Origin of the sequence: Paenibacillus amylolyticus, from assembly GCF_047302515.1 — a bacterium.
GTDB classification, from domain to species: Bacteria; Bacillota; Bacilli; order Paenibacillales; family Paenibacillaceae; genus Paenibacillus; species Paenibacillus amylolyticus_G.
In genome coordinates this window covers 1,500,048-1,513,119 of sequence record NZ_CP168019.1, presented here as the reverse complement: position 1 = coordinate 1,513,119, position 13,072 = coordinate 1,500,048, and the positions used below count along the sequence as shown (strand labels likewise).

At 46.3% G+C, this 13,072-nt stretch carries 14 protein-coding genes; all 14 read right to left on the bottom strand.

Going from position 1 to position 13,072, the window contains the following annotated elements; all coding sequences use genetic code 11:
* Positions 1-82: 82 nt before the first annotated feature.
* On the bottom strand, positions 83-877 hold the full coding sequence (locus ACDJ59_RS06730) for a CheR family methyltransferase (RefSeq protein WP_047843560.1): 795 nt from the start codon (positions 875-877) through the stop codon (positions 83-85).
* 25 nt (positions 878-902) lie between these two features.
* Entirely contained in the window at positions 903-1,346 is a 444-nt protein-coding gene (gene ndk, locus ACDJ59_RS06725) for a nucleoside-diphosphate kinase (protein WP_017687704.1), read from the bottom strand.
* Between the two features lie 154 nt (positions 1,347-1,500).
* The gene (locus ACDJ59_RS06720; protein WP_017687703.1) at positions 1,501-2,475 is read right to left on the bottom strand and encodes a polyprenyl synthetase family protein; all 975 of its coding nucleotides are present in this window, start codon (positions 2,473-2,475) and stop codon (positions 1,501-1,503) included.
* A gap of 343 nt (positions 2,476-2,818) precedes the next feature.
* Positions 2,819-3,439, bottom strand: a complete 621-nt coding sequence (locus ACDJ59_RS06715) for a UbiX family flavin prenyltransferase (protein WP_017687702.1) — start codon at positions 3,437-3,439, stop codon at positions 2,819-2,821.
* Positions 3,440-4,306, bottom strand: a complete 867-nt coding sequence (locus ACDJ59_RS06710; protein WP_340013576.1) for a UbiA-like polyprenyltransferase — start codon at positions 4,304-4,306, stop codon at positions 3,440-3,442.
* Entirely contained in the window at positions 4,299-5,027 is a 729-nt protein-coding gene (locus tag ACDJ59_RS06705; protein WP_036607690.1) for a demethylmenaquinone methyltransferase, read from the bottom strand. Before ACDJ59_RS06705 ends, ACDJ59_RS06710 begins: the two co-directional genes overlap by 8 nt.
* A 15-nt stretch (positions 5,028-5,042) precedes the next feature.
* On the bottom strand, positions 5,043-5,906 hold the full coding sequence (locus ACDJ59_RS06700; RefSeq protein WP_413408033.1) for a heptaprenyl diphosphate synthase component 1: 864 nt from the start codon (positions 5,904-5,906) through the stop codon (positions 5,043-5,045).
* A 101-nt stretch (positions 5,907-6,007) separates the two neighbouring features.
* Entirely contained in the window at positions 6,008-6,559 is a 552-nt protein-coding gene (locus tag ACDJ59_RS06695; RefSeq protein WP_076209915.1) for a hypothetical protein, read from the bottom strand.
* A gap of 121 nt (positions 6,560-6,680) precedes the next feature.
* Entirely contained in the window at positions 6,681-6,902 is a 222-nt protein-coding gene (gene mtrB / locus ACDJ59_RS06690) for a trp RNA-binding attenuation protein MtrB (protein WP_017687697.1), read from the bottom strand.
* Between the two features lie 169 nt (positions 6,903-7,071).
* Positions 7,072-7,344 (bottom strand): HU family DNA-binding protein, encoded by a 273-nt coding sequence (locus ACDJ59_RS06685; RefSeq protein WP_024630670.1) that lies wholly within the window; start codon positions 7,342-7,344, stop codon positions 7,072-7,074.
* Between the two features lie 217 nt (positions 7,345-7,561).
* Positions 7,562-8,548 (bottom strand): ABC transporter permease, encoded by a 987-nt coding sequence (locus ACDJ59_RS06680; protein ID WP_017687695.1) that lies wholly within the window; start codon positions 8,546-8,548, stop codon positions 7,562-7,564.
* Positions 8,545-10,062, bottom strand: a complete 1,518-nt coding sequence (locus tag ACDJ59_RS06675) for a sugar ABC transporter ATP-binding protein (RefSeq protein ID WP_413408032.1) — start codon at positions 10,060-10,062, stop codon at positions 8,545-8,547. The genes ACDJ59_RS06680 and ACDJ59_RS06675 overlap by 4 nt, the downstream gene beginning before the upstream one ends.
* Positions 10,063-10,176: 114 nt before the next feature.
* The gene (locus ACDJ59_RS06670) at positions 10,177-11,274 is read right to left on the bottom strand and encodes a sugar ABC transporter substrate-binding protein (protein WP_413408031.1); all 1,098 of its coding nucleotides are present in this window, start codon (positions 11,272-11,274) and stop codon (positions 10,177-10,179) included.
* 217 nt (positions 11,275-11,491) lie between these two features.
* The gene (gene spoIVA, locus ACDJ59_RS06665) at positions 11,492-12,970 is read right to left on the bottom strand and encodes a stage IV sporulation protein A (protein ID WP_105409092.1); all 1,479 of its coding nucleotides are present in this window, start codon (positions 12,968-12,970) and stop codon (positions 11,492-11,494) included.
* Positions 12,971-13,072 lie beyond the last annotated feature (102 nt).

The following is a 13,072-nucleotide window of genomic DNA, read 5'->3' as shown; positions in this document are numbered from 1 at the left end:
TCGGCTCTTTCTTGTACTTGGTATACAAATAACCGCCTGAACACATGTACATGTGCTTCAGACGGCTGAACAACCATTATCATTATTTTTTCCGATAGAAAAATGTCTCTGCTGTCTCCAGACCATATTGTCCCGGGGAGAAGATCTGCTCCGTACTGCCCACAAACAAAATACCGCCTGGACGCAAACTTGCTGCAAATTTGTGATACAACAGGTTTTTGGCTTCCTCGGTAAAGTAGATCATGACATTCCGGCACACAATCAGATCGTACCCATCGTCAAAACGGTCCACCAGCAAATTTTGTTTCATGAACTTGATCGAATTTTTGAGTTGCTCATCAATACGGTATACCAAGCCATCCTGCTTGAAGTAACGGTTCGCCGTTTCCTTTGGCACATCCTTAAGTGAGCGTTCCATATAACGCCCTTCCTTGGCTTTGGCCAAAGCACCTTCATCCAGATCACTTGCCGTAATGGAGCTGTCCTTCAAAATGCCCATCGTGTCCAGAATCATGGCAAGTGTATAAGGTTCTTCACCTGTTGAACAGGCCGCACTCCAAACTTTAGCACGACGCTTGGACCCCAGCAGCTCAGGCAGGATCTCGTCCCGCAGCACTTCCCAACGATTGGGATTACGCCAGAATTCCGACACGTTAATCGTCATACGATCAAGGAATTCGTAAAACAATGATTTATCTTTCTGCATAGCTTCAAAAAAGTTAGAAAATGTATGAAACCCGTTTTTGTTGCGAAGTGTGGTCAGCCTTCTTTTCATCTGGCCTTCCTTGTATTGAGCAAGATCAATGCCTGTGCTCTCTTTGATTTTACGAATGAATCCGGTGTAATCCGGGTCTAGTAGTTGTTCTTGCTCCAGCATCGTGTATCACCCTTTTGGCTAATAATTACAACCAGGCTGCGATGCTCTTGTCGTATACCACCAGTTCATCTGAAGCAAAGAAATTTGCTGCTTCACGGGAAGCACTTTCCGGTGAATCTGCCCCATGAATCAGATTATGTGGTGTGTGGCTGGCGAAGTCTCCGCGAATGGTACCCGGAGCTGCTTCCTTCACATTGGTTTTTCCGATGACGATGCGCGCAAGCGCCACAATATCGTCGCCTTCCCACACCATGGCAAATACAGGCCCAGATGTGATAAAACGAACCAGATCATCGAAAAATGGTTTGCCCTCATGTTCAGCATAATGGCGTTTTGCCTGATCCTCAGACATCTGCACCAATTTGCCTGCCACCAACTTAAATCCTTTGTCTTCCAGACGGCTAATAATTCGACCGATCAATCCACGCTGCACACCATCCGGCTTCACCATCAAAAATGTACGATCCATCAGCTCACTCCTCACTCACGGTTCAAAGTTAATCACTATGTAAACGCAATCCCTCTGATTGTAACATACATGTCCAAATCCTCCCAATGAGGAATCTCACAGTTCTGTTCATCTTTGGGTATGAGTAATCTGAGAGTCGAAGGTCATACATTGTTTAATGCGTACGTTTAACCACAAAATGAGCGATATCACGCAGGTTTTTGGTCGTCTTGATGTTAGGTAGCTGATCGAGAGCATCGAGCGCTTTCTTCATATATCGGTCAGCAAGGGCTTCAGCTTTAGCAATTCCTTGACTTTGGCGAATCATTCCAATTGCATCCGATGCACTTGCCCGTCCTTCTTCATGCTGGACACGGGAAATCTCCTTAAGCAAAGGTTCCCGCAGATCGGATTCTTCCAAGGCATAAAGTACAGGAAGAGTGATATTTCCTTGCTTCATGTCACTGCCAGGTGGCTTGCCAAGTTGTTTCTCAGTACCCACCAGATCAAGTACATCATCTTGAATCTGGAAAGCCATCCCCACATTGTATCCGTACGTATACAGCAGGGAAGATACATGCTCAGGCGCACGTGTAGCCAATGCCCCTAACTGACAACTAACTGCAATCAGAAGTGCTGTTTTGCGGCGAATCCGCAGCAGATAGTTACGAACACTTTGTCCCGTATTGAAAAAGTCGCGAATTTGCTCCATCTCACCGATGGACATCTGTACCATAGCTTTGGCAAGAATACGATGAATCGCTGGATCGGATAATCCGGCAGTCATTTCAAGTGCCTTACCGTAGATATAGTCTCCAGTGTACATGGCAATCCGGTTATCCCATTTTGATTTCACCGTGGGTTTGCCTCGGCGTGTCTCCGCATTATCAATGACATCATCGTGAACGAGGGATGCCGAATGAATGAGTTCCAGCGGAACCGCAACCAATTTCAGACGTTCAATGTCATATGTACCAAATTTCCCACCAAGTAACACAAAAACGGGCCGCAACCGTTTTCCTCCTGCTTTGAGCAAATGAAGTGACGTTTCACTCAGCAGCTTCTGTTCTCCTCGAACACTGCGATACAACTCTTTTTCAATGTAATCCATGTCCTTTTTTAACAACCCGAAAATATCCAATAGTTTCATTCGTTCACCCGTATCAGCGTATTGTCAGTCCATAAATTCATGCTTACCTTCCCCTCCAGCAAGTCGGGCCTGCAGGCGTTACGAAAAACCCGGCTTACCGTTCTTGCTTGTGTTGTTCTATAAGGTAATCTAACGTATTTTTCTTCTCCGAATGTCATAGCCGACACCCGAAAATTAAACTCTGCGACTTATTCTGAAACAAAATACAGAAGTTGCCGGAGCATGGGTCAAGACTGTGGTTCATGAAGACTCACCATCAGTGCTCACCAATACCCCGGGATTCGGGGGACAAATAAACCGAGCAACACTTTGGCAAAAAACAGCCTTGTATCGAACTCAGTCGTTATCCCCGTTCATCCGGTTCTCCCCATCTTGTAAACAGTTGATGTGGGATGCGCAAGCTATCCAGCACTTTCCCCACCAAAAACAGAATCAACTCATCCATAGTCTGAGGTTTGTAATAAAAAGCAGGCATAGCCGGTATCATTCGTACACCAAGACGAGAAAGCTTCAGCATGTTCTCCAGATGGATTGCATGAAGAGGCGTCTCACGTGGTACGAGGATCAATGTTCTTCCCTCTTTCATCATAACATCGGCTGCGCGAGACATCAGATTATCCGACGATCCCTGCGCGATGGACGAAAGAGTTCCCATCGAACATGGCATGATAATCATGCCGTCGGCCAGATAAGAACCACTGGCAATGGAGGCCCCTATATCACTCACAGGATGATAGATCAGAGAACCGGCACGGTTGCCGAATTTTTCTTCCAGCACCGCGTCCCGATTCGTCACATCCCAGTCCAATTCTTCTTTCAGTACACGCCACCCTGCATTGGATATGACCAGATGAACGTTATATTCCAAATCAAGCAGCGTTTCAATTAATCGAATGCCATATATGCTGCCACTCGCTCCGGTAATTCCGACAACCAGTCGTTTATTGTCCGGCTGCTGCACCATTTATTTCACCGCCAGATCAATCAGAGTGAACGTAAATACAATTAAACTAAGCAAACTGTTCATGGTAAAAAACGCCGTTTGAACACGGCTCATATCATTAGGCGATACAATATAGTGTTGATAGAACAGAATTCCATACGTCACCAACATGCCTGCGCCATACCACCAGCTCAGATCTGTCATCAACAATAACGCAAGAAAACCAATTGCAGTAATCACATGGAAGAACTTAGCGATCTGCAAGGATTTAACCAGGCCAAAACGGGAAGGTATGGAGTGAAGACCCTCTCCCTGATCGAATTCCAGATCCTGACATGCATAGATAATATCAAAGCCCGCTGTCCAGAACACAATCGTAACGTACAGCACAATCGCTGTCCAATCCATCGTTCCTGTTACAGCTACCCAGCCACCAAGTGGTGCCAAACCAATCGTCATTCCGAGAACAATGTGGCATAACCATGTGAATCGTTTGGTGTACGAATACAGTACCAACATAAACACAGCAATAGGTAACAGCTGCATCGATAATACATTAAGATTGGATGAGGCCCAGAATAACAATATAAATGAGATAATGACAAATATAACAACTTCCCCATTTTTCAACAGTCCTGCCGGGATGGCTCTCATCGCGGTACGCGGGTTTTTGCCATCAATTGCTTGGTCAATAATTCGGTTCAAACCAAAAGCCGCACTACGTGCACCGACCATCGCAAGCAATACCCACATGATCTGCATCCAGCTTGGGAAGGTATCATTCACTACCATGGAGCCCAGGATGGCCCCCATAAATGCAAAAGGTAAAGCAAAAAGCGTGTGTTCAATCTTGATCATTTCTAAAAAGATGCGAATTTTCCTAAACATGCTGATTCTCCTTGGTTCCAATATGCAGTGCCGCGATACCTCCGGTCAGAGGGTAGGCCTGCACTTGTTGTAATCCAGTTTCTGCAAAAATGTCTGCCAGTTCCTGCCTTCCCGGGAAAATGGCCAGTGAGTCCGGCAGCCATTTGTACTGCTCAAAACTTTTAGCAAACACTTTGGCAAGATTCGGTAAAACCTTCTCAAAATAAAAATAATAAATGCCTTTGAACGGCTGCCATGTTGGCTTGGACAATTCCAGGCACACAACCATACCACCAGGTTTGACCACACGTTTCATTTCAGACAACACTTGTCTGAGATCAGGTACATTACGCAGCCCAAACCCGATCGTCACATAATCAAATGAATTGTCTTCAAAAGGAAGTGACATGGCATTTCCCTGTGTCAGGGTAATCTGCTTTTGACGTTGCACCGCATTGATCTTTGTCTGGCCTACCTCCAGCATGTTGCTACTGAAATCAAGTCCGTGCATGTGCCCCGTTTCACTTGCCTCTGCCATAGCAAGCGTCCAGTCACATGTGCCGCAGCACAAATCAAGACCGGTATCGCCTTTGGACATATTCATCTTTTTCATGGTGAATTTACGCCAAGCCTTATGCCTGCGGAAACTTAGGATATCATTCATGACATCATATTTTCCGGCTATACTCTGAAAAACCGAATGGACATATTCTTCTTTCGGTTTGGTCTCTCCACTCCCCATTCGTCTGTCTCCCCCTCAATCTTCCCTTACTGCCGCATGTGAAGGCTGCAAATATGCCAAGTAAGGCTCTAGAATTGCATGTATCTCATGCAAGCCCATCCGCCCTTCCTCGTCTTGCAACAACAGTTGAATGCGGTGTGTACACTCGCGAAGCTTGTCCAGCAAAACCTCGCCAACCCTATGCTTCAGCACCATAGCGTTCCATGCACGTGCATCCGGTTCAGACTGACGCAACACATTGCGCTCATCGTCATTACCATGCTCGTATATGTGCCAATATGCATAGCTGTGAAGATATTGTTTTGCGTCATTCATCCGCTTCAGTTCTTCCACGATCGTTTCGCAGGAGCTGAATTCGGTCAACAGGCTGTTCCATAATGACTCTTCGTTATGTTGAATCATGCCTGTAAATGAAAGAAACAGCTGCATCCTCAGCTGTACCGTTTCACGCAAGTATTCGTCAGCCGAAACGAGAAGCTTCTTCATCCGTTCATACAGCGTCATCTTGCGTGCGTTCACTCCGGATACAGCACCACTGAGTTTGCCAATCATTTCAATTCTGCCCGCTTGGGCAAGCAATTGATAAAAACGGCTACTTAAATAATCCCCGGCGAGTACATTCAACTGGCGTGAACGCATCTCCTGCTCTCTCCGCTCACCGGAAATGGTATCGATTCGATCATGCGTATCCATGGCCAACTGAACGAGCGAAGTTGCAAGAGCATATAACTCTTGATGCACCTTTTCGTCTGTGCGGCCCACAAATATCTGCAACAGACGTGCCCGGCTATCCGGAAATGATGGGATTTCCGTATGTTGTCGAATCATGTCGTAATCCGTATATTTCTTTGCTAGTTGGGGTACGCGATATGAATTCATTCTCAGCCTCCGAGCCTTAACATTGTTAAACCATTTCTGCACTACAATCTTATATATTATAGCATATGTTGAACGGGCACGCACTGAATCCTGCTATTCTATTACCCCTGACTTGTCATTTCGAATTGCTTCTTCCAGAGTTCGGTCTCCATCAAATGAAACCAGTCCTTCAATTCATCTGAAAAGGCCGCACTTTTCCAGTTCCGTAATGTTTCAATCGCATACAGAGGCCATTCTCCACGCCGAATATCAGCAGCAAGTAACAGATGTCGTTTATGCATCCATTCATCTTCTGCCATCACACGTAGCAGCACCTGATCCACGTTATCCAGGCTCCGAAAGCCCAGATCCGCCACAGCTGCCATGTTCTCATAGATTTCAGTGTAACTTGTACCCGTTCCTTTAACTTTGAGGTCCAGTGTCAAAATGGACTGTTTCCATTCCACTCTTGCAATGGGCGTTGATAGTTGCATGGAGCTTAGCACATCAACCAGATTGTCATTTGTTAGCTGAACTGGATGATGTGATGCAGAGGCAGGCTGTACGTTGTCCCCGCCCCATGTACGCATATGTAAGGTTTGTATCGCAACAAGCAGAAAGACCGCCGCAACCGTTGCCAGCATTGAAGCAGTAACAATCATCCGCGGTTTCATATACGCCTCCCTGCCTTTACCTGTTAGTGTAGTCTGTCCGGTAAAGGCTCATACCTCATTGTACAATGAAAAAAAGCAGGCTATGCCTGCAATCTTCATTTGAATGTATTCAATCTGTCCATTACTCCGATTCAATCTGTCCATGCTTGGTAATTAGCGTGGCTTTGCCCCGGATTTTAATAGCTGAAGTATGGGTGGTAAATTGGGCAAACATCACTTCACCCTTGTCCAATTTCTCGGTGTGGTGAAAACGTGTATCCTGACCTCGGGTTAATCCGATCACCTGGACACCATTTTCCTCTGCCTTAATTACAATATAATCATTGCCGGTTGGATGATCCATCACGCATGTCCCCTTCTTTAGTTCGATAGCGTTAATGATGATTAAGATTGTTTCATTTGTCAACCTGCGCCTTATACGAATGAACCGCAAGAATCATCGTTAAAGGGCAAAAGAAAAGGCCGTGAACAAGTCACGGTCTTTTTGTCGACATATGGAATATGTAGAAATCTTATTTAATTCCGTCTTTGAGCGCTTTACCTGGTTTGAATGCAGGAATTTTGCTCGCAGGAATTTCGATTTCTTCACCTGTTTGCGGGTTGCGTCCTTTACGTGCAGAGCGCTCGCGAACTTCGAAGTTCCCAAAACCAACCAATTGTACTTTATCTCCGCTTTGAAGAGCCTCAGAGATTGCTTCGAATACGGCATCAACCGCTTTCGTTACATCTTTCTTGGACAATTCAGTCGCTTCAGATACGTGTGTAATCAAGTCTGATTTGTTCATTTGTTTTTCACCTCCTGTATCAATGTCCTGAATGTTATACTGTGTTTCCGTTTTATAGCGAAATATACGTTCATACGCAAAAAATCTACGTACATCTTGAGCGCTGAACACAAATCTCCGCCTGCGGTCAACAGTCATTTTCGGCAGAATGTCGTCTGAAACCACTGGCATTTCAGACGCCGAACAAATTTCATACTAATACAGACAGCCCACAATTTCAAGTCCGGTTGCGGTTTAAGACGTAAAATGTAACCGCCAGGGCAAGCACGAGAACCCCACCTTTTACAATATCATGTGTGAAATACTGTACGTTCATCATCGTTAAACCGTTAACAAGTACACCAATCAGAACCGAACCGATGAAGGTTCCGATGACATTTGGTTTACCCGCGCCAAACACAGAGAAACCGACAAATACTGCAGCTACGGATTCCATTAACAACGGTGATCCCGCATCAATTTGCCCAGATCCTACTTTGGAAGCATAGATGATACCCCCGATTGCTGCAAACACTCCAGCGGCTACATAGGCGAGTGTACGCACCTTTTTCACCTTGATTCCAGACAACCGTGCAGCTTCCTCATTACCACCTGTAATGTACATCTGGCGCCCATATTTCGTATACGTCAAAAAGATATGCACACCTATTACCGCAATAAGTAACATGATAACCGATATCGGCATACCAAGCCATTTACCCTGCCCTATAAGCAGAAATGTCGGGTCCATCTCTCCCGCAGCTTTGCTCCCGTCAGGGAACTGCATGTGATTGTAAATGGTATATCCCTGTGCATACGTTTTGTGAATACCTCCGATGATGTACATCGTGGCAAGGGTTGCAAGCAGATCCGGAATACGCAATTTTACAATGAGCAAAGCGTTCAGTAAACCAATAACAGCGCCAATGATTAGTGGCACAATAATTACAATTGCCAGTGGTTGTTGATACCAAATCATTAACGAAGCAGTAACAACGGTAGTTAATGAGACAGTCGCCCCAACCGAGAGATCAAATCCATCAACAATGAGAGATAACGTAACACCGATCGCTACAAACGTAACGATAGAGATCGAGCCCAAAATATCGGTCAAGTTACTGTACGTAAAGAAATAAGGCAATTTAATTCCGAAAAATGCGATAACACCTATGATGACTATAATCGCCCCGTAACGGAACGCAAAATCCAGTGATTTATCCTTCATGATTGCACCTCTTGTCCACCGCTTGCATAGTATAGCAGCTGTTCTTGGTTAGTCTCGCCTCGTTTGAACTCTTTTACGATAACACCTTCGCACATGACAGCGATTCGGTCACCAATTCCCATGCCTTCATCCAGTTCACAGGTGAAATAGATTACACCCTTGCCCGCCAAAGCCAGTTCATTAATGATGCGGAAAATGTCACTTTTTGCCCCAATATCTACGCCTTTAGTTGGCTCATCAAATATAAATACATCCGCATCCGCATTAAGCCATTTACCAATGGCTACCTTTTGCTGATTACCACCGCTTAGATATTTCACTTCCTGTTTCACGGACGATGTTTTAATTCCGAGCTGTTTCACTAATGACTCTGCATTCAGACGTTCCCGCTTGCGGCTTACGAAACCTAATGTACTAAGACGGCTTAGCAAAGGTAGACTTAAATTCCGTTCCACGTTCTCCTGAATCAGGATTCCTTGTTTACGTCGCTCCTCCGGTACAGAAACAATCCCCAGAGCCGCCGCATCCGCAGGCTGAGACAGGCGGAGATTACGGTTGTTAAGCCGGATCTCGCCTCCCTCCAGCCGATCTGCACCAATCAGCAAACGAGAGCTTTCCGTTTTACCCGCGCCTACCAGACCCACCACAGCGAGTACTTCACCTCGGCTTACAGAGAGGTTAACACCTTTAACCTTCACTCCACGACGAAGCCCACGCGCCTCCAACAGCAGTTCCCCCAAGGGCGCTTCTGTCTTCGGAAACTCTTCTTCGAATGGTTTGCCCAGCATCTGTGTAACCAAATCGTTGATCGTCAGTCCCTTTGCTTCACCGGTAAATACGTGTTGCCCATCTCTCATAACCGTAACGCGATCACAGTGAACCGTCACTTCAGCAAGACGATGGGTAATGAAAATACAGGCAACGCCCCGATCCTTCAGGAGATGAACAATCCGGAAAAATGCATCCGTTTCTTCCTGGCTCAGCGGTGCAGTCGGTTCATCAAAAATGATGACCTTGGCATCCTGAATCAAAATCCGTGCCAGCAAAATCATCTGTTTTTCTGCAAGTGTCAGATCGGCCACTTTTTGGTGAACGGATATGTCCGCCCCTAATTGCTTCAATGCCTCAACCGCGCGCTGTTGCAGCTTCCGTGGACTTTTCCACCAACCTCCAGCAGATGAAGCCAACTGATCCAACATAATGTTCTCCGCAGCCGTCAGCTGTGGCACCAGTGCCGCGTCCACTTCCTGATAGACACAGTGAATCCCACTTGCCTTTGCGTCTCCCGGAGAATTCAAATGAAGCGCTTGTCCACTTAACTGAATCGTTCCCTGATCCAATGGATAGGCACCGGACAGAATTTTCATTAACGTGCTTTTACCGGCACCATTGGCACCCAGCAGCGCATGAATCTCCCCACCTTTTACAGAGAAATCCACATCCTTCAGTGCAGGAATACCTGAAAACTGCTTGTGGATATGTTCCATTTGAAGCAGAGTTGGTGCAGTGCTCATGATGTTAACCTCCAATCGTTCCCTTCCGGGAGTATCCCTTTTCTCATCCATATCTCACGTGTCTTTATTATGGTTGGAAAAAGCGCGCCTTGCGGCGCGCTTCCCATACGCTGCTTATTTAGCAGTAATTCCGTATTCGCTCATCCAGTCCTTGATTCCTTGTGTGCTACCACCCCAACCTTCAACGAACTCAGACAGCTCCGAAGTGGAGATTTGTTTATCTGGCAGAGCTTCACGTTGAACATAGACCGGGTTAAGAACAACTGCATCTTCCGTCTCATCCCCGTTCAGTTTCTGATAAGCATAACGTACTTGGACGCGACCAATATCCGTTGGATCAACAGCCGCAGAAGCAACCCAAGGATTTTTCGGGTCCTGAATCATTTGCAGGTCCTCGTCACTCATATCAATACCATATACTTTGATCTCATCACGTCCTGCTTGTTGAATCGCACGTGCTGCACCTTTGGCGAACTCATCCCATGCAGTCCATACAGCTGTAATCTCACCTTTTGGATATTGCTTGAGAATAGCTTCCATTTTGGCTTGAGTATCCAGCGCAGGGTTCTGTGCAGAACCGAATGTTGCTATTTCCTTGATGTCCGGATTTGCTTTCATGAATTCACCGTATGCAATCTGACGGCGTTCCATCGGTGCGAAACCAGCTACCCATACTTTTACAATATTGCCTTGTCCATTGATATCTTTTTTCATTTGCTCCAGCGTCAGTTCAGCCATCTTCTGGTCATCCTGCGACAGGACTGTGGCTCCCGGAACACTGATAGCTGCGTCAAACACGACCACTGGAATATTCTGTTCTACTGCCTTCTTCACGCCTGGCTCTAATAGGGAATCCCCGTGATCCGTGAGAATGGCATCGAACTTCTGGTTAATAGCGCTATCAAGCAAGGATACCATCTTTGCTTTGTCATTATCGGCAACAAACGTTGTCAGTTCTCCACCGAATTTTTCGATTTCTTCTTTTACACCTTGTACATATTGCTGCGAGAAAGTACCTGTATTAAATTCCATAATAAGTGCGATCCGCTTGCCGCTCAGAGGGCCTGTAACTGCTTCCGTTTTTGGTGTATCATCTGATGCACCCGAAGCCGGAGTGGCTACCGGTTCTTTTTTGATTCCGCAAGCGGACAGCGCCAATGTAAATACTAATAACACACTCAACCATACCCATTTAGTCTCTTTTCTTTTCATCTCTGTATCCCCCTGTCCACTCTCTGTGATCTCGATCACAATAGTTGAATATTAATATAACGGCTAATCCCTAGTATGTAAATGGGTTTTAGCAATTTAAAGCTAAAACTCGCTAAGTTTTTTCGAAAGTACTAATCTTCCTATCCATTTCATCCAAAATAAAGAAATCACGTAAAAAAGACCGCGAGGGGATGCCCCCTTACGGTCTTTTGATGTTTTACAGAATGATGGCGATCAAGCCGCCCGAACCTTCGTTAATGATTCTTCCCAGCGTCTCTTGCAGTTTGTATCTTGCATTATCCGGCATCATGGCAATCTTGCCCTGAATACCTTCTCGCACAATGGAGTGCAGCGAACGACCAAACATGTCTGAATCCCATACCTTGATCGGGTCGTTCTCGAAGTCCTGCATCAGGTATCTCACCAGTTCCTCACTTTGTTTCTCCGTACCGATGATTGGAGCGAACTCCGATTCCACATCAACCCGGATCATGTGAATGGACGGTGCCGTTGCTTTCAGACGTACGCCAAATTTGGTGCCCTGACGAATGAGCTCAGGTTCATCCAGAGCCATCTCGGCAAGAGATGGAGCAGCAATGCCGTATCCGGTCGTTTTGACCATCTCTAGCGCTTCTGCGAAGCGGTCATATTCTCTCTTCGCATGCGAGAATTCCTGCATCAATTGCAGCAGATGATCCTTACCGCGAATCTCGATGCCAACCACTTCCACGAGAATCTGATCATACAGTTCATCCGGCGCGTACAGGTCAATTTCGGCTACACCCTGCCCCATATTCATGCCACTCAGGCCTGCGCGATCAATGAATTCATATTCCATGAACTGTGCGACAACCCGATCCACGTCACGAAGTCTGCGAATATCCTTGACGGTATCCCGTACGGAATTTTCGTAGTTGCTACGCAGCCAGTGAGTCTCGTTGAGCACCATAACCCAGCTCGGCAAGTTTACATTCACTTCATGCACAGGGAACTCATAGAGCACTTCACGAAGTACACCCGTCACATCATCTTCCGTCATGGTCGCTGCACTGAGTGTCATCACCGGAATATCGTATTTGGCAGCAAGCTCACTACGCAATTGCAGGGCTTCTTCACTGCGAGGACGTGTGGAGTTGATGACCAGGACAAACGGTTTACCCACTTCTTTCAATTCCGCTATGACCCGTTCTTCGGATTCCACATAGGAACTGCGAGCAATTTCGGCAATTGTGCCATCTGTTGTGACCACGACACCCAGTGTGGAATGCTCCTGAATAACTTTGCGAGTACCAATCTCAGCGGCTTCCTGGAATGGAATTGGTTCCTCAAACCAAGGCGTGGAGATCATGCGTGGACCATTCTCATCCTCGTATCCCTTGGCTCCTTCCACCGCGTAACCTACACAATCCACAAGACGCACATTGACATCGAGTCCTTCTGCCACCTTGATCTGGACTGCGTTATTTGGTACGAATTTCGGTTCGGTAGTCATGATGGTTTTACCCGCTGCACTCTGTGGAAGTTCATCCACCGCTCGAGCACGGTCAGCCTCGTTAGTGATGTTTGGCAACACAATGGTTTCCATGAATCGTTTAATAAATGTTGATTTTCCCGTCCGGACTGCGCCGACAACCCCGAGATAAATATCCCCTCCGGTCCGCTCAGCTATGTCCTTAAAAATGTCCACTTTCTCCAATGAAATCCCCTCCCTAAATTACTCCGAAGGAAAAATGCTAAAGAGCATCCGCTTCGTTTTTTCAATCAGAAGACTGAAATCCCTGCAACGGTAGAGCCGCCT